Annotated in this window: 16 protein-coding genes and 1 pseudogene; all 17 read right to left on the reverse strand. The window is 56.5% G+C overall.

All coding sequences use genetic code 11. From position 1 onward, the window contains the following. Nucleotides 1-277: 277 nt before the first annotated feature. The 17 genes and pseudogenes from FHR87_RS14725 to FHR87_RS14800 all read right to left on the reverse strand — a co-directional run bounded on the left by FHR87_RS14725 (nucleotide 278) and on the right by FHR87_RS14800 (nucleotide 18,043). Nucleotides 278-511: a hypothetical protein gene (locus FHR87_RS14725; protein ID WP_183167474.1), complete on the reverse strand. Its 234-nt coding sequence runs from the start codon at nucleotides 509-511 to the stop codon at nucleotides 278-280. A 159-nt stretch (nucleotides 512-670) separates the two neighbouring features. Then, complete coding sequence (locus FHR87_RS14730; protein WP_183167552.1) at nucleotides 671-1,168, reverse strand: DUF3299 domain-containing protein; 498 nt, start codon at nucleotides 1,166-1,168, stop codon at nucleotides 671-673. Nucleotides 1,169-1,185: 17 nt separating this feature from the next. Next, nucleotides 1,186-2,451, reverse strand: coding sequence for an ABC transporter permease (locus tag FHR87_RS14735; RefSeq protein ID WP_183167475.1), 1,266 nt, complete (start codon nucleotides 2,449-2,451; stop codon nucleotides 1,186-1,188). A 49-nt stretch (nucleotides 2,452-2,500) separates the two neighbouring features. After that, nucleotides 2,501-3,214, reverse strand: coding sequence for an ABC transporter ATP-binding protein (locus FHR87_RS14740; protein ID WP_183167476.1), 714 nt, complete (start codon nucleotides 3,212-3,214; stop codon nucleotides 2,501-2,503). 72 nt (nucleotides 3,215-3,286) lie between these two features. Next, nucleotides 3,287-4,714, reverse strand: a complete 1,428-nt coding sequence (locus FHR87_RS14745; RefSeq protein ID WP_183167477.1) for an MFS transporter — start codon at nucleotides 4,712-4,714, stop codon at nucleotides 3,287-3,289. A 297-nt stretch (nucleotides 4,715-5,011) separates the two neighbouring features. After that, complete coding sequence (gene quiC, locus FHR87_RS14750) at nucleotides 5,012-6,922, reverse strand: 3-dehydroshikimate dehydratase QuiC (protein ID WP_183167478.1); 1,911 nt, start codon at nucleotides 6,920-6,922, stop codon at nucleotides 5,012-5,014. 174 nt (nucleotides 6,923-7,096) lie between these two features. Further along, complete coding sequence (locus tag FHR87_RS14755) at nucleotides 7,097-8,044, reverse strand: DMT family transporter (protein WP_183167479.1); 948 nt, start codon at nucleotides 8,042-8,044, stop codon at nucleotides 7,097-7,099. A 247-nt stretch (nucleotides 8,045-8,291) separates the two neighbouring features. Further along, nucleotides 8,292-9,080, reverse strand: a complete 789-nt coding sequence (gene pcaD / locus FHR87_RS14760) for a 3-oxoadipate enol-lactonase (protein WP_183167480.1) — start codon at nucleotides 9,078-9,080, stop codon at nucleotides 8,292-8,294. Between the two features lie 169 nt (nucleotides 9,081-9,249). Then, on the reverse strand, nucleotides 9,250-10,179 hold the full coding sequence (locus tag FHR87_RS14765) for an AEC family transporter (RefSeq protein ID WP_183167481.1): 930 nt from the start codon (nucleotides 10,177-10,179) through the stop codon (nucleotides 9,250-9,252). Nucleotides 10,180-10,182: 3 nt separating this feature from the next. Continuing rightward, on the reverse strand, nucleotides 10,183-11,268 hold the full coding sequence (gene zapE, locus FHR87_RS14770) for a cell division protein ZapE (protein WP_420826745.1): 1,086 nt from the start codon (nucleotides 11,266-11,268) through the stop codon (nucleotides 10,183-10,185). A 6-nt stretch (nucleotides 11,269-11,274) separates the two neighbouring features. Further along, nucleotides 11,275-11,508, reverse strand: a pseudogene (locus FHR87_RS19305) (peptidase associated/transthyretin-like domain-containing protein); the annotation flags it as partial. 65 nt (nucleotides 11,509-11,573) lie between these two features. Further along, nucleotides 11,574-12,488: a pca operon transcription factor PcaQ gene (gene pcaQ, locus FHR87_RS14775; protein WP_338021258.1), complete on the reverse strand. Its 915-nt coding sequence runs from the start codon at nucleotides 12,486-12,488 to the stop codon at nucleotides 11,574-11,576. 213 nt (nucleotides 12,489-12,701) lie between these two features. Then, nucleotides 12,702-13,613 carry a UDP-3-O-acyl-N-acetylglucosamine deacetylase gene (gene lpxC / locus FHR87_RS14780; protein ID WP_183167483.1) on the reverse strand — a complete coding sequence of 304 codons (912 nt, stop codon included), beginning with the start codon at nucleotides 13,611-13,613 and terminating at the stop codon, nucleotides 12,702-12,704. Nucleotides 13,614-13,718: 105 nt separating this feature from the next. Continuing rightward, nucleotides 13,719-14,915: a cell division protein FtsZ gene (gene ftsZ / locus FHR87_RS14785; protein ID WP_183167484.1), complete on the reverse strand. Its 1,197-nt coding sequence runs from the start codon at nucleotides 14,913-14,915 to the stop codon at nucleotides 13,719-13,721. Nucleotides 14,916-14,961: 46 nt separating this feature from the next. Then, on the reverse strand, nucleotides 14,962-16,209 hold the full coding sequence (gene ftsA, locus FHR87_RS14790) for a cell division protein FtsA (protein ID WP_183167485.1): 1,248 nt from the start codon (nucleotides 16,207-16,209) through the stop codon (nucleotides 14,962-14,964). A 13-nt stretch (nucleotides 16,210-16,222) separates the two neighbouring features. Continuing rightward, nucleotides 16,223-17,095, reverse strand: a complete 873-nt coding sequence (locus tag FHR87_RS14795) for a cell division protein FtsQ/DivIB (protein WP_183167486.1) — start codon at nucleotides 17,093-17,095, stop codon at nucleotides 16,223-16,225. A gap of 3 nt (nucleotides 17,096-17,098) precedes the next feature. Continuing rightward, nucleotides 17,099-18,043, reverse strand: a complete 945-nt coding sequence (locus tag FHR87_RS14800; RefSeq protein ID WP_183167487.1) for a D-alanine--D-alanine ligase — start codon at nucleotides 18,041-18,043, stop codon at nucleotides 17,099-17,101. Nucleotide 18,044: the final 1 nt, after the last annotated feature.

Here is an 18,044-nt window from a genome sequence, read left to right on the forward strand (position 1 = left end):
TTTCGTTTTCTACTCAATTGCTTGCCGCTGACTGCTGGGCTAACCAGCTGCCTGCGGGAGGCGCATAATACAGCATCTCAAACTACCGTCAAGCCAATAAAGCGATTCAGTCAAAATTAAAACAACGAACGAAATTCAGGGGACAAGTAATGAACACGATCACACTACAGAGGCTTCAGGTATGACGGCCAGGAACACTATGGAACCTGGCCAGGCCTTTCACTCCTCCAACCAGCTTTCAGAAGAAGGAGCTCAGACAGGCAGCGGGCAAAGAAGATCAGTGCTGTTGCGGAGCTGCGGGTTCTCCAACAGGCGCAGCGGGAGTTTGCTCAGCGGGGTTGGCAGTACCTGGAGTCGACGGCACTTCGCTGGCAGGGGCAGCCGGCTTTTGTTCGATATCTTGTTGTTGTGGCGGATTAACTTCCGGAGCCTTGGGCTGAGCCGGCTTGTCGCAAGCTGCCAGCGCAATGGTAGTAGTCAGCAGCAGAGCGTGAGCAAAAGATATCCGCATGATGTTCTCCTGATTGTCATAAATTCCAAGAGTTAACAACCATAGCAGAATTTTTCCGCACATAAACGAGCCGGCTACTACATTGCCGAAGAAGTAAAGCCTGGACTGCGTATTGCCGCCCCTTGCTGAGCAGTACGGAATATCACGCGGTACTGGACTTCAATTGCCCTCGGGCAATTCATACACATAGATCTTCTCGGCCTGCATCGCGTAGCCGGCTGTGGTCAGTTCGTGCCGGCTCAGTTCGACCTTCAACCGGCCTTCAATCCAATATGGCTGGTAAAGCGCCTCCTGAACCACGCCAGGCTCGCTGCTGACATGTACGATCTGGTTCGAAGGCGGTGGCGGTACATGAATACAGGCCCCGAAATACGGCACCAGGAAGAATTCGATGACCCGGCCATTACTGTCTGTTTCCAGCGGCACGATATACCCCGGCAGCTTGACCCAGGCACCAGTCAGCTCAGGTACGACTGGAGCATTCGGCAGTTGCTGGATGGCGGCTGGCGCCTCTTCTCCCGCTTCGTGGATCGCCATAGGTATCTCTGCCGGCATGCTGCCTTGCGGAACCATCTCGCTCCAGGACAACTCACGGATCTCCTGCGCCCAGGCAGGCATGCTCAGCAGCAAAACCACATGCAACAATAGAAGGCGCATCATCAGTGGATACTCACTCATAGGCGAATAGACAATCCATCGGCCAGCGATTGCCGATAGGCACGCCAGGCTGGCAGACAGCCCATTAACAGGGCAGCCAGCAGAATTCCACCGAGCAGTATCCATTCGTGAAGGTTCGGCCAAGCCAGCGGCAGATACAGGCCGTAATTGGCTTGCAGATAACCTCGGGCTATAACGATGCCAAAGTACAACAGGGCCAACCCGAAAGACACGCCGGCGAGCGCTAGAAAAGTGGATTCGAAAATCAACAACCCAGCGATATGCCAGGGCCGCGCCCCTACTGAACGGAGAATGGCCATTTCCCGACGGCGCTCGTTGAGACTGGCCAGGATTGCGGTAAGCATACCAATCAGGCCCGTTAGGACGACAAACAACGAGACAACGAACAGCGCCTTTTCTGCCGTCCCCATCAGACTCCACAGCTCTTGCAAGGCAACACCGGGCAAAATCGCCAGCAAGGGCTCGCCCTGATAGTCATTAATCTCGCGCTGCAGCGTGAAGGTAGCGATCTTGCTGTCCAGCCCCAGCAGGAAAGCAGTGATAGCCTTGGGCGTCAGGTCCCGCCGGCGAGACTCGTCGGCACTGATTCTGGCCGTGCCTTGAGCCGGCATGCCGCTGTGCCAGTCGATATGGATGGCCTCCATTCCGGCGAGGGAAATATGCAGGGTGCGATCCACCGGCGTGCCGGTACGCGCCAGTACGCCAACCACGGTGAAGGGCTTGTCGTCGTGCTGCACCAGACTGACAGTGGCGACACCGTGGGCCAGCACGATGTGCTCACCTAGCCGGTAGTGCAGCGCCTGAGCCACCTCGGCGCCAAGTACAACTTCGAACGGATCGTCAGCGAAGGCACGCCCTTCGGCTAGCCGCAATGGCTGGCCGTGCCCGTAGTGATAGTGTTCAAAATAGACCTGGTTGGTACCGAGCACGCGATAACCACGATGTGAATCGCCCAGTGACAAGGGAATTGCCCAGCTCACCCGAGGGTGCTCGGCATAGTGCAGGAAACTATCCCAGCGGATATTGCTGGTGGCATTGCCGATACGGAAAACCGAATAGAGCAGCAGGTTGACTGGGCCGGAGCGCGCTCCAACGACCAGATCGGTACCACTGATAGTACTGGCGAAACTGACTCGCGCTTCACTGCGTATCCGCTCAACGGCCAGCAGCAGGGTCACCGAAAGAGCAACGGCGAATACGGTTAGCAATACGGTGAAACGGCGATTGGCCAGGCTAGCCAGAGCAAGACGCAGAAGATGCATAAGTAAGGAGGCTTTTGAACGAAAAGTGGATAAAAAACCGAAACAGCGTCTACAAAATGTTGCAATGATCTTCGGCGTGCGCTCGATTGAGCTCAACTAATGACAGGCTGCGGTCGAACAATGGTGCCAGGCTCTGGTCATGGCTGACGAACAGCAGGCTGGCACCCGCCGCTCGGCATTCACCGAACAGCAATTGTAAAAAAGCCTCACGGGTGTCGGCGTCCAGGGCCGATGTGGGCTCGTCGGCAATCACCAGTTCAGGCTGACCGATCAAGGCACGAGCGGCAGCAATCCGCTGCTGCTGCCCAATGGATAAACTGTCGGCCCGTCGCCCCTGCAGTTCAGCGCTCAAACCAAGATGTTCAAGCAACGTCACGGCAGCTTTTTCCACGCTACCATGACGCTGGCAGGCGTGCGCGGCACGCAACCTGGAGAAACGGCAAGGCAGCTCGACGTTTTCCCGTACTGACAGAAATGGCAGTAGGTTGAACTGCTGGAAAATGTAGCCGATATGGTTGGCACGAAAACGATCACGCGCCCCGGAAGAAAGCCGGCCAAGGTCTTCTTCGAGCAGGCGGACCCTGCCCCGGCTGGCCCGTTGCACACCACCGAGCAGCCCCAGCAGAGTAGTCTTGCCGCTACCGCTCGGCCCCCGGAGGAATAGAGTTTCACCCCGCACGAGACGAAATTCAGGAATATCCAGCAGTTCCGCTTGGCCGGGCCAGGCGAAGCCGAGCCCGTCGAGTTCAAGTAATGAATTCATGGGGTGTGCTCGAAATGGCTCGCGGCAGGATGAGTCCAGCCACAGCGCTTGAGAAAAAACTCCGGTTACAGATCAATTGGCCCGCGGCTTTCCATGTCCGCTCACCGCCGCGCCGGCATTCACTGGTAGCCGCATGCCATCGACTAGAGACAGCAGGGTCAGAATGCCGATCACGACCCAGGCAAAGTGGAAATGCCCGAGCTGGTGGCCAGTGCCACTGTCGAAGGTCTCGCCCAGGCGCAGCAGAATGGCCGCGATGGCCACGCCGAGGCCGAAGGCGAACTGCTGCGCCATGCTGAACAACGTGTTCGCACCAGTCATCCTATCCTTGGGTATGTCGGCGAAAGCCATGGTGGCGTAGACAGTGAAGCCCATGGAACGAGCCATGCCGGATAACAGTAGAACCGGCAGCAGGATGAACAGCGGCGTGTCCTGGGTAAAAAACGCGCAGGCGAACACGGTCGCGGCCAGGATCAGCACGCTGGCGAGAAGCGACTGGCGAAAACCGTAGTTGCGCAGTACCCAGCCGGTCATGGGTTTCATGCCGATATTACCGGCGAATAGCGTCAGCACCAGCAAGCCGGAAGTAAAGGCGTCATAACCGAAACCAAGTTGGAACATCAGCGGCAGCAGAAATGGCATGGCACTGACCATGGCCCGGAATACCGAACCGCCGAAGATAGTGACGGCATAGGTGGTCACGTTGAAATTGTCGAAACGCAGCAGCGGCGCAGGATGCCGTCGGCAGTGGCGAAACAGAACGCCCCCCAGCACACCTCCGGCGACCAGCAAGGCCAAGGGAAAAGGCCAGGCCGCAACGTCCTGGCCGATTTTTTCCAGGCTGTAAAGCAGTCCCAGACAGGCCAATGCGCAAAGGACGAAACCTGTAGTATCGAACTGGGCACGGACGATGCTACCAGCATTGGCGGGAATCAGCCGCCAGGCCAGCACCAGGGCGATCAGACCAAGCGGCACATTGAGCAAAAAAATCCAGTGCCAAGAAGCATAGGTCGTAATAAAGCCGCCAATGGGCGGCCCCAGTACCGGTGCAGTCAGCCCTGGCCAGGTGAGATAGGCGATGGCTTTTACCAGATCGTCCTTCGGCGTGTTATTGAGCACCGCCAGCCGGCCGACCGGCACCATCATCGCACCGGCAAGTCCTTGCAATACGCGTGCGCCAGTGAACACCCAGAGACTGGTCGAACAGGCACAGAGAATTGAGGCCAACGTGAACAAAGCGATCGCCGCGCTGAATACCGATCGGTGGCCGAAACGATCCGCCACCCAGCCGCTGGCCGGGATGAAGATCGCGACGGTCAGCACATAGGCGGTGATGCCGATGCTCACGTCCACCGCGTTCACGCCGAAGGAGTCGGCCATCTGCGGCAGGGCCGTGACGATCACCGTGGCGTCGAGGTTTTCCATGAAAAACGCACTGGCAACCAACAGAGCAATCCGGCGTGCATGGGGGGCCAGCGCTCCCGATCTTGTCGTTGTCATCGAGGCTCCATCATTCAACAAGGCAATATTGCTTTTTGCTGCTTGCAGCAGGGACCACTTGCAGCACCAACGCACAGGGCAGGATATCCGTTCATGGCATTAGGGCGTGTCATCAATTGCCACCCCGATTGCGTTGCCGCCTGGCCCGTGTTCAGCCGCAACCCGAAGGGACGGGCCGTATTTTGCGCAGTGCGGCGTTGCTCGTCGTTCATTTGGAATGACCAAACGTCTCTCCTCACGCCTTGCCCTGCGCAAAATACGGCTCCGGCGCAACGGAGTGGCAATTGATGACACGCCCTAGAGCCTGACAGGCGTCGAGACACCGCTGCGCACCTTGGCCAGCGCAGCCAGCCGCACCGCCACGTTTGCCGCGCCATACCCTACATAGCCATTTCGGCGCTGCAGGACTTCGAAGAAGAAGCGATCCTCGAAAGGCTCAGTGTAGACATGGAACAGTTCGCCACCCTGAGCATCACGGTCGTACAGGACGTTATAGTAGGCCAGTTCGCTGAGGAACTCGTCGTCGAAATCGAAGCGCGCCGCGAGGTCGTCGTAGTAATTCAGCGGAATTTCCAGCAGCGGAAGGCCGGCATCCTTGGCTCGACTGACCTCGGTAAAGATGTTCTCGCAGGCAAAGGCAATGTGATGCACGCCGGAGCCTCGATAGTTGGACAAGGCATGGGAAATGGCCGTGTTGCGGTTTTCCGAAACATTCAGCGGCAGGCGGATACTGCTGCACAGGCTGCGGATCGCCCGGCTTTTTACCAGGCCATAGGGATCGGGCAGCACGACTTCGTCGTCGGCGGCGAAATCGAACAGGCTTTTATAGAACAGGACCCAGCTGTCGAGCGTATCGGCCGGCACGGCCATGGCCAGATGATCGATACTGCTCAGGCTGCCGCCAGGGATCGCCTTCTCGTTCAGGATGAAGTCGCTATCGTAAATAGTCTGGCCGGGTTCGCCATGCTCGACCAAGTAGATGAGACTGCCATCCAGCGCCCGCACAGCAGGAATTTCGCGCTCGTTGGGACCCAGCAGGCCGCGGAAAGGCTGCCCCTTGAAAGCCCGGGCACGCTCCAGCGCCGCATGACCATCCTTGACGCGGAACGCGGTGGCACACAGCGACGGGCCATGGGCTGCGTAGAAATTGTGCGCAAAAGAATAGGGCTCGGCATTGAGCACGATGTTGATGCCACCCTGGCGTAACAGGCTGACATCCTTGGAACGGTGCTTACCTACCTGCGCGAAGCCGAGATGCTCCAACCAGCCGGCCAGCTTGGCACCCTGTGCCTCGTCGACAGCGAATTCAAGGAATTCGACACCTTCGTAGCGGCTGGCCTGCACCGGATTATAGAGAATGTCGAGGTTCGCCGGCGGGACAGGGTCTTTTTTCAGCAGCTTGCGGGTTTTTTCTTCCAGGTACAGCAAGGAACGTAGCCCGTCAGCGGCATTGGCCCGCGGCGGCGCGGCGCGGAAGCCATCGTTGAAGATTTCCAGGGACAGCGGGCCAGTGTAGCCACTCTTGAGGATCGGCGCGAGAAAACCGGCCAGATCGAATTCGCCCTGCCCCGGGAAGCAGCGAAAGTGTCGACTCCATTCCAGCACGTCCATGGCCAGGATCGGCGCATCGGCCATCTGCACGAAGAATATCTTGTCGCCAGGAATATCGGCGATAGCGCTGGGATCACCCTTGAGCGAAAGGGTATGAAAGCTGTCCAGTAGCACGCCGAGCGCCGGATGGTCGGCCTGCTTCACGATGCTCCAGACCTGCTGCCAGGTATTGACGTGGCGTCCCCAGGCCAATGCTTCGTAGCCGATACGCAGGTTGCGAGCGCCGGCGCGCTCGGCCAGTTGGCGCAGGTCATCGACGAGGATTTCCTGCTCGCCCAGGGAATCGACAGCGACATTGCTGCAGACCAGGACCAGATCCGTGCCCAGTTCCTGCATCACATCGAACTTACGCTCGGCGCGATCGAGGTTCTTCTGCAAGCGATCGCGGCGACATCCTTCAAAGTCACGAAAAGGCTGGAACAGGGTGATCGCAATCCCAAGATCCTCGCACAGACGGCGAACATCGCGCGGACTGCCTGAGTAGTACAACAGATCGTTCTCGAAGATCTCGACACCATCGAAACCGGCGGCGGCAACGGCTTCGAGCTTTTCCGGAAGGGTTCCGCTCAAAGAAACAGTAGCGATCGAGCGATGCATGCTTTGACTCCTGGTCGATAGCGCGGCGTAGTAACGAAGCCTCTGCTTCGGTTCGGTTCAATGGCTAAGCGTACATGGTCCACCAATCAATACCAGAAGCCGAGGTGAAACGATTATTCACAAATGACTGACGAACCAGTGAGCCTAATTGGCCAGGTGGCGAAAGCTGGCGTTTTACCCTACTTCCCCTTTACTCTGCATGGTGTTCGAAACAGCAGCATCCGGCGTTTCAGGGATCGGCAGGGGTTTACGTTGCTGCCAGGCGGCGGCAAAGCCACTCAGGCAGATCACCAGAATGCCGAACAGCGACACGAAATCCGGCACATGCGCGAAGATCACGGCGCCAAGCAGACCGGCGAAGACGATCTGGCAATAGGTAAACGGCGCCAGCAGGGCGGGAGCGGCATGGCGAAAAGCCTGAGTCAGGAGCAGGTGAGCGAACATTCCGCAAAAGCCGAGCGCCAGCATTGGTACGAGATATTCGTAACTCGGGGTTACCCAGTAGAACGGCACCAGTATGCTCATCACGGCAGTGGCACACAGACCCGAGAGAAAATTACTGGTAGCCGGGCCGTCATGGGCACTGAGTTTGCGTGTGAGCAACTGATAAAAGCTGAAACATAGTGCCGAGCCGAGTGGAAACAGGATCGCCGGAGTGAACAAGGCTCCGCCGGGGTGGACCACGATCATCACGCCGACGAATCCAACCAGTACCGCCAGCCACTGGCCGCGGCTGACCGGCTCGCCCAAAAAGGGCACCGAAAGCGCCGTGACGAACAACGGCGCGAGGAAGTTGACGGCAGTCGCCTCGGCCAGCGGAATGTAGCGCAGGCCGGACGTGAAAAACAGGCTGGTACCCAGCAGGCAGAAGGCACGCAGCACCTGCATGCCTGGACGCTTGGTGCGCAACAGACGCAGGCCTGATTTTGGCAGGAAGAAACAGGCCATCAGCAGGGAATGCACCACATAACGCACCCAGACCACCATGATGATTGGATAGATACTACTCAAATATTTCGATAGCGCATCGTGGCTGGAAAACAGGAAGGTTGCCAGAATGATCAGCAGGATGCCCATGAGCGGCCGCTGGGGTGTAGTCAACGGCGTAGCTGGTATTTTCATTATCCTATCCTTCGAAATTCTGACTGTATCAATGGGCGGCGCGCCGACATCACGGCTGATGCTGCGACAATATGAACCACCGGGTCGAGCTTACCAAGCTTAACGGAATGTTCGCAGCAGGGCAGTGCAACGAGCCGGGCCGGTCGAAATCATGGGTGCGGGGAAATTGCCGCTCGTTATACGCCCTGCTCGTTCCAAACCTCTTTGATCAAGTGGAAGGTGGGTGGCGTTGGCCGCTTCTGTGAATTCAGCTACGCAGGAAAGCCAGCACAGGATGCGTGAAGTCATCTCGTGCTTCGACATTGGACAGGTGTGCGGTCTCCAGTTCGATCAATTGCGCACCGGGAATGCGCTCCTGCATGAAGCGACCGTGCTCGAGGGTAGTGACTGGATCATGGCTGCCACACACGATCAGGGTTGGTGCCGTGATCGTACCGATTTGCTCACGGAAATCGGCGTCGCGCACAGCCGCACAATTGGCAGCATACCCTTGTGGCGACGTGGCGGCGATCATGTCGGCAATGGCCCCGGCATCCTCCGGTTTCGCCTCAGCAAAGGCCGGGGTGAACCAGCGGCCAATAGAGGCATCGCGCAAATTGCGCATGGCATGGCCGCCACCAGCCTGAACACTGTCGATCCGCTCATTCCAGATTTCATCAGTACCGATTTTCGCACCGGTATTGCACAACACCAGCTTGTCCAGTCGCTCGCCGGCATTGATACCCAGCCACTGGCCGATCAGGCCGCCCATAGACAGCCCGCAGAAGTTGAATGTCTGGATCTTCAGAGCATCCAGCATAGCCAGCACGTCGCGGCCCAGCTGGTCGATACTGTAAGCCCCGGGAGTGACCAGCGATCCACCATGGCCGCGTGTGTCATAACGCAGCACACGCAAATGCTCGCTGAAGGCAGGAATCTGCACATCCCACATAGAAAGATTGGTACCCAGCGAGTTGGAGAGCAACAGTACCGGCGCATCGTTCGGACCATCGAAACGGTAGTTCAGGTCGCCATCAGCAATTCTTACAGCAGGCATAGGATCATCCTCGACAAGAAAGATTTCGGTGTTCGGCTACCGCAGGCGCATCGCCCTGCACTTCGCACAGCCAGCGGCGTGCTTGATCGTGGGCAAGCCCAAAACGAACGGGTTTGCCAGAAACAATATCCGGGACTCGATACTTATGAAAAATCGAATGCTCAACCAATCAGGTCATTACCCACACGAAGAAACTGATAGTCAGGAAGGAAAGCACGGTGGCCGCCACCAACGTGGCAGCGCAGCGCCTTTCCAGGCCGTAACGCTGCCCAAGAATAGGGAAAATGCTCATCATAGGAGAACAGGCAAAGAGCACCGCAGCCGTATACAGATCCGGTTCCAGAGTCGGCAATTGCGACAGGCACAGCAATACGGCCAAGGGGTGGAGAATCAGCTTGCCGATAGCCAGTTGAGTCACATCGGCAAGCAACCCATCGCCTTTCAATCCATACAGATTCGCACCTATGACGAACAGCGCTACCGGCGCAGAAGCATTGGCCAGCATATCGATCACTTTCATGATGATTGCAGGGGGTTGCCAACCCAATAGCGAAAGGAACAGCCCAACCGAAATGGAAATAATGATGGGATTACCCAATAGACGCTCGAAGGTGTTTTTCAGGGATTGCCCAAGCCCACCCCCGCTTTGGTGACCTACCTCCGCCATAGCCAACGCCATGGGGATCATCAGCAGGTTTTCGACCAGCATGCACAGGGCCAAGGCGACCGCAGCGCTATGGCCCACGGCCATGGCAACGATGGGATAACCGATGAAACCACTGTTGGATACCGACATGCCCAAGGCGCTCAGCGAACTGCCGGCAAGCGTATCTTTGCGAATAAAGCGGGAAAACGCGAACCCGAGCCAGAATACAGCCTGTGAGGCCGCGCCGTAAGCCAGCAGAAAATTCAGCTCGAAGACTTCCTGAATGGGGCTGGCCAGCAGGGCCCTTATCACCAATGCCGGCAACGCAAAGCTGATGACGAACCGCCCTGTCCCAAGGGCCTGCTCGCGGTTTATCACATGAAAGCGAGTAGCCAGGAAACCAATGGCAATGATGATGAAGATCGGCGCAGTGATACCAAGGATCGAAAGCACAGGCTAAGCCTCGCCAGAAAGCTCATCGGTGATTCGAAGCTGCTGCAAGCGGCTGTGCGTCCGCGAAAAATCCGTGTGCGCTCCGTCGCTGAGAAGCTCGTCCAGATGTGTTTCGCCCAAAAGTAGCAGATGAATCCCGCTGTCGTAGACGATATCGATGAAATTGAGAAAACGCTGCTGTACATCGATACTTTCGCCATCCAGGCGCGGCACCACACCGATGGCCAGCCGCTCGAAACGCTGGCAGAGCCAGAGAAAGTCGGCACTGGAACGTGGGCCGCGGCAAAGCTCGTCGAAATCCAGCCAGGCGCTTGCTGCATCATGTGCCCGCACGCGCAATGGCCGGTGATTCACTTGGATCACCACATCCTGGACTGCTGCCGCATGCAGGCCCGACTGCCGGCCTAGCCAGTCCTTGTCCTCGGTAGAGCGCAATGCACGGAAATGTCCCCAAGACTGACCGATGTCCGGCCGCTGACGATAATCTTCGCCCCCATCCACATGCAGCACATTAAAACGCTTTTCCAGCAAGGCGATGGCTGACTTGAAGCGATCCCGGTACAGCGGATTCGGACAAAGGCCTGAAGGAGCATAGTTGGAAGTCATTACCAGGCCGACATCATGCTCCACCAGCATTTTCAGGATTCGTCCGAGCAGCACGGCATCGCCGATATCGTGCACATGGAATTCATCGAAGCAGAGAATCCGGGTTTGCGCAGCGATTTGCCGGGCAACCAATGCCAGAGGGTCGGGTTGCCCGCTTATCTCACGCAACCGTACTTGAACCTCGCGCAGAAAAGCATGGAAATGCACTCGTCTCTTGGCTGGCAAGGGAATGGCAGAAAAAAAGGCATCCATGACAAAACTTTTGCCACGCCCGACACCTCCCCAGAGATAGACGCCGGCAGCAGGCACACGCAACAGTGTCCGGCGTCCGCGCAGCCAGGAACCCAGCCATTGGGCCAATGCCTCGATAGCTGCTTGCTGAGCGCTGTCGGCCCGGAAATCCCGGGCTGACAACATGGCCTGGAAGTGTCTGGTGACCTGCCGTTCGACCGATTCGGCAGATTCCTTGATGGTGGAGTTCAAAATGGCCTAGAAGTCAAAGAAGACAGTCTCGTTCTCGCCCTGCAAAGCGCCGTACCAGTAAAGTCTCTCGACGATAGCTCCAGTCCATCAAACGCAGGACCAGATCTTGACATTGGCTTCGAATTCATCTTCGAGATACGAGTCTGCAAGTGAATATTGATTCCACTGGCGAACAGCGACACATTGAGGCACGGAGCCATCCATCGGTACGCCACCGGCGTTATTGGCTACACCAGACTTGTGACTGTTTTGATCGACCCCAGGCCTTCGCTGTCGCTCAATGCACGATCAACCTCGCCATGGTTTCAGCGGTAACTTACCGAGAACGCGCGTAAAGCTTCACAGCACCACTGAGCAGTCAGGGATAAGGGCAGCGATGAATTGCTGCAAATCCCGACCGATCCTGCCGGTTCTTTATAATTCAGATCCAGTTCGACCAGTTTTTCACTCTGCAAGTCTTGCCGCACAGCATCCAAAGGGGCCACCCAGACAGCATCGCTTTGAAAAACATAATGACGACTGAGGGCGATCGACAGGGTTTCCAGGCGGCGTAAGGGCAGACTGATTCCCAACTGAACCAAAATATTATCAGCACAACGGCGAAGCGCACTTCCCGCCAACGGCAGCACCACAGGAAAATCGCCTAGCCGGTTCAGCTCTCCCGTTAGTAAAACATGCCCTGCACGCACGACAAGCGTCATCGATTCGCTATAAAGATGCTCGAAGGTCAGACCTTCGAGCGGCGCATTGTCGGCCACCCGGCCGACCACCAGATCCAACTCGCCACTACGCAGCTTTTCCAGGAGATACGCACTCGAGCCAGTGACTACACTGATTACCAGCGCTGCATGCTGGGCATGCAGGCACTCAATCACCTCCGGCATCAACGAACTTTCGAGCGTGGACAGCACCCCAACACGCACGATACCCACTTCATGCTCACCGGCCCGCAAACTGCGTACACCTTCGCGCAAGGATTGGACACTAGGTCCGGCATAACGCAGGAAAGCGCTTCCCGCTGCGGTCAAGGTAACGCCATTCTTGCCCCGGTCGAACAGGCTCGACCCGAGCACATCTTCCAGCTCCCGGAGCGTCTTCGAAATCGCCGGCTGGCTGACAGCCAATGCTTCAGCAGCGCGTACCAGACTACCCTGGCGGGAAACCTCGAGAAAACACAGCAAATGACGATACTTGATGCGATTGTCGACATTATTGTTCACGAATACCCCGAACCTGATGCAACGGCGCGTCCAGGGCGATGGCATGAGAAGAGACGCTGGCGGGGCATCCGCTCGCGAAATCAACGAATGAGGCAAACCTCAAGCACAAGCCAAGAATGACAACGACTGCTTTTTCAGTGTTGATAGCCCGATTATCGAACAAGCCGGGATCATAAAATCTCTTGCAAATCCTTTACAAAACCGGCTCTACAGTCAACCTGCAGCGATGGGCCGCATATATGAAATCGGAGCAGCTCTCGAACTGTCGAAAGTCACTATTTCCCAAGCGTCCCCCTGTGCCATCAGAGTTCGCAACAAACGGTTATTCAGCGCATGGCCGGACTTGTACCCCCGAAACTCGCCGATAAGGCTATTACCAAGTAGATAAAGATCGCCAATGGCATCCAGGATCTTGTGCTTGACGAACTCATCCTCGTAACGCAAGCCTTCTTCATTCAGGACACGATGCTCGTCGACCACAATGGCGTTATCGACGCTTCCACCCAGCGCCAGATTGTGCGAGCGCAGAAACTCGATATCCCGCATGAATCCGAATGTGCGGGCACGACTGACTTCCTTGACAAAAGAAGTACTTGAGAAATCCACGCTGGCAATCTGGGTTCGCCCTTTGAAGACGGGATGATCGAAATCGATTTCGAAACTAACCTTGAAGCCATCGAATGGCAGGAAGGTGGCGCGCTTATCACCATCCTCCACGGTAACTTCACGTTTTATGCGGATGAATTTCTTGGCAGCTTCCTGTTCTTGAAGGCCGGCAGACTGGATAAGAAATACGAAAGGACCGGCGCTTCCATCCATGATCGGTACTTCGGAAGCGGATAATTCGACATAGGCGTTATCAATACCCAAGCCAGCCATGGCTGAAAGCAGATGCTCGACGGTATCGACCTTGACGCCATCGCTGATCAGCGTTGTCGACATAGTAGTTTCGCCGACATTTCCCGCGAGAGCCTGTATTTCGACCGGAGGAACAAGATCTGTTCGACAGAATACGATTCCGGTATCTACAGGTGCCGGCTTCAGGGTCAGGTAAACCTTTTCCCCTGAGTGTAAACCGACACCTGTGGCACGGATGGTGTTCTTCAAGGTGCGTTGTCTGATCATGGCTCGCTTCGCTGTGGCCTGTGCGCGAATTCCCATTTGTTGTCGATCATAGCAGAAGCCTTATTTGCTAAACACCAATAACAAGTAGCTTGCTGATTCAAAAAATCAATCAGCCTGACGTCTCAAGAAAGCAGGAATATCCAGGTAATCCAAATCTTCCTGAGTATTCAGCTTGGTTGCCATGGCAGTTGCCTGAGCCTGATTGCGCATGACAGTAGGGCGCTCCAGATCACGATAGTTCACAGCTCCCTGCTCTCCCCCACCATTACGCAGGGCAGATGCAGATGAATTGCCAGCAGCACTGGTCTGAACGGTGTTATCCACGATCTTGACTGGTTTATCGAGACGAGAGCTCAGTCCGGTCGCCACTACGGTGACATTCAATTCGTCACCCATCTCGGGATCGATGACAGCACCAACTTTTACAGTCGCTTCATCGGAAGCGAAGGCTTCGATGATTTCACCAACGGCGGAATATTCACCGAGAGACAGGTCAAGCCCGGCAGTGATGTTGACCAGGATACCGCGTGCCCCTTGCAGGTTGACGTCTTCCAGCAGCGGATTGCGAATAGCGGCCTCGGTAGCTTCCCGAGCACGATTCGGACCGCTGGCGCAGCCAGTTCCCATCATGGCCATGCCCATTTCACCCATTACGGTCTTGACGTCGGCAAAGTCGACGTTCATCAGACCAGGACGCTGCATGATGTCCGAAATACCGCGCACGGCACCGGCCAGGACATCATCGGCCTTGGCGAAAGCCGTCAGCAGGCTGGCTTCCTTGCCCAGAATGGTCAGTAGCTTCTCGTTGGGAATCGTGATCAAAGAATCCACGCATTCAGACAGGGCACGGATACCATCATCGGCAACCTGCATGCGGCGACGGCCTTCGAACGGGAAGGGACGGGTTACCACGGCGATGGTCAGAATCCCCATTTCCTTGGCTACCTGAGCAATGATGGGTGCTGCCCCGGTACCGGTTCCACCACCCATGCCGGTCGTGATAAACACCATATCGGCGCCTTCCAGTACCTCGGCGACACGCTCGCGATCTTCCAGCGCTGCCTGGCGACCGATATCAGGATTGGTTCCGGCTCCCAGCCCTTTGGTAATACCTGAGCCGAGTTGCAGAACAGTGCGTACATCAACCTTTTTCAAGGCTTGGGCATCTGTGTTGGCACAGATAAACTCCACACCTTCGACGTTGCTGCGCACCATATGATTGACGGCATTGCCGCCGCCACCACCAACACCGATAACCTTGATGACTGCGTTTTGTGGGGTATGGTCTACGAGTTCGAACATTGCCCGCTCTCCTTGTTAGTTTAAGCTCTATGCTGCGCGCTGCTGTTTAAAAATTACCCTGGATCCAGCTTTTCAGCTTTTCCAGAACGGATGATTTTGGCTCTTCGACCAGATGGCCACGGATAGCAACGGGAGTTCCTTCGGATTGCTTGCGCAACCCGTACAGCAATAACCCCACGCCTGTTGAATAAATCGGATTACGAACTACATCGGCCAATCCCTGGACGTCCTGTGGCACCCCCAGGCGGACCGGCATATGAAATATTTCTTCGGCAAGTTCGACGGCTCCTTCCATCTTTGCTGTTCCTCCAGTGAGAACGATCCCGGCAGGAATCAAATCCTCGTAACCGCTACGACGCAATTCGGCTTGAATCAAGGTGAACAACTCATCGTAACGAGGTTCCACCACCTCGGCCAAAGCCTGTCGAGAAAGTTCTCGCGGCGGTCGATCACCCACGCTGGGAACCTTGATGGTGTCACCAGCGCCTGCCAGTTTCGCCAAGGCACAGGCATAGCGAATCTTGATTTCCTCAGCATATTGCGTCGGTGTGCGCAGAGCCATGGCGATGTCATTGGTCACCTGGTCGCCAGCAATCGGGATGACTGCCGTATGGCGAATCGCACCCTCGGTGAAAATGCAGATATCCGTGGTTCCGCCACCGATATCCACCAGACACACACCCAACTCCTTTTCATCATCGGTAAGAACGGCGTGAGCCGAAGCCAGTTGCTCGAGAATGATATCGTCGACCTCCAACCCGCAACGGCGGACACATTTTTCAATGTTCTGTGCCGCGTTCACCGCGCAGGTGACGACATGGACCTTGGCCTCCAGGCGAACGCCAGACATTCCCAGCGGCTCTCGGACACCTTCCTGATTATCGATGACATAGTCCTGGGGAAGAGTATGCAGCACCCGTTGGTCAGCCGGTATCGCGACGGCCTGGGCTGCATCCAGTACGCGCTCCAGATCGGCCTCGCTGACCTCGCGATTACGGATGGCGACGATGCCATGGGAGTTCAGACTGCGAACATGACTGCCAGCCAGGCCGACAAAAGCCGAATGGATACGACATCCGGCCATCAGCTGGGCTTCTTCAATAGCGCGCTGAATCGACTGTACAGTTGACTCGATATTTACCACGACACCTTTTTTCAAGCCTCGGGACGGGTGGCTGCCGATCCCGACGATCTCTAGTTGACCATCCGACGCGACTTCGCCAACCAAGGCCACGACCTTGGAGGTACCGATGTCGAGCCCAACGATCATCTTGCCGCTTAGCGCATTGGACATGTTCTGGTTTTCCTTAATTCTTTCCGGACGCAGCCGCACCCGCCACGCCAGAGACCGACCCTCGCCACGCAACGGCCAGACCATTGGAGTAACGAAGATCGATCCTCGCGATATTTTCGCTTTGCTGTTTAAGTGTTTGCCGATAAATAGTGCCGAAACGGCGAATCTTTTCTACCAGATGATCCCTGCCCAATAGCAACTCGATTCCCTGCCCGGTGGAGAGAAACCAGCTACCACGATCACGTAACTCCAGACGTGTTATGGAAAACCCCACCGGACGCAGCATCTGACTCAGAGTCTGATATTGCTGCATGATCCGTTGCTTGGCCCATTGTGGCCCTTGCAGTTGTGGCAGATGCTCATATTCTTTCAATTCAGCGGGCTTGAATGTCTGTCCCTGATTGTTCAACAAGGCTTCATCGCCCCAGCGCGCAATCGGTAGTTGCTCATCCAGATGGACGACGATCTGATCGGGCCAGACTCGGCGCACTTCAGCGTGGGCGATCCATGGCATCTGTTCAAGACCATGGCGCATGCCGACAAGATCCACGTCGAAAAAGTTCCGTTCGGCAAAGAAGGAAATATTTTGCTGCACGGCCTGACGGTCGGCATAAACCAGATCGCCTTCGATAACCACTTTTGCGATTGGTCGATTGGCATAGGACAGTACTTCAGGGCCGAACTCATAAGCGCCTACCAGTACGCCAGCCACAGCCCCAACTACCGCCAATGTACTCAACAGGTATTTGAGAGCGCCGAATCCAGGCCTGGGCAAGCGAGCGAGAAGAGGCTCGCGTTCGACCTGGCGACTGGCTCCGCGAAGTACGCCCCGCCCCTGGGGAGCTCGACCGAACCCTGGTTGAGAATGACGCAGCCTGAGGATCATGATTCAAGCCCTCTCCTTGCAGCTATCTTCCAAAATAGCCAATACCAGTTGCTGGAAATCCAATCCTGCAGCCTTGGCAGCCATGGGGACCAGGCTGTGATCGGTCATTCCGGGAACAGTATTGATCTCCAGCAACCAGAAGCGACCCTGTGCATCCTGCATGACATCCACCCGTGCCCAACCGCTGACGCCAATGGCCGAGCAAGCCTGTGCCGAAAGACTCTTCAGCTCTCGCTCTTTGGCTTCATCTAGACCACAGGGAATCCGGTATTGGGTATCCGCAGCCATGTATTTTGCGTCGTAGTCATAAAATACATGCGGGGTTCCAAGACCGATGGGCGGCAGAATCTCACCGAGCAACATGGATACAGTGAATTCCGGCCCATGAATCCATTGCTCGACTAGGACTTGCGAGTCGTAAGCGCTGGCCGAGCGCCAGGCTGCAATCAATTGCGCAACGTCACCGACCTTGGCCATGCCGATACTGGAGCCCTCGTGAACCGGCTTGACGATCAATGGAAAACCGAGCACCTGCGCGGCCGCATGGCAATCATCTTCGGTCGCCAGCACGGCGTGGCGCGGTGTCGGCAGCCCAAGGTTCTGCCATATCTGCTTGGTACGCAGCTTATCCATAGCCAGCGCAGAAGCCAGGACACCACTACCGGTGTAAGGAATCCCCGCGCACTCCAATAATCCTTGCATGCTCCCATCCTCGCCACCACGTCCATGCAGGACGATGAAGGCTCGATCAATACGCTCGGTGGCCAGGCGGGCCAACAGATCCTTACCGACGTCTATGCCGAAAGCATCCACGTCAGCTGCCAGCAGTGCAGCCAGCACCGCCTGTCCAGACTTGAGCGAAATCTCGCGTTCGGCACTCAATCCTCCGAACAGGACAGCCACACGGCCAAAGGCCCGGGCATCACGAGGCGATTGCAGCGCAGTCATT

This window comes from Azomonas macrocytogenes, from assembly GCF_014191985.1.
Taxonomy (GTDB): Bacteria; Pseudomonadota; Gammaproteobacteria; order Pseudomonadales; family Pseudomonadaceae; genus Azomonas; species Azomonas macrocytogenes.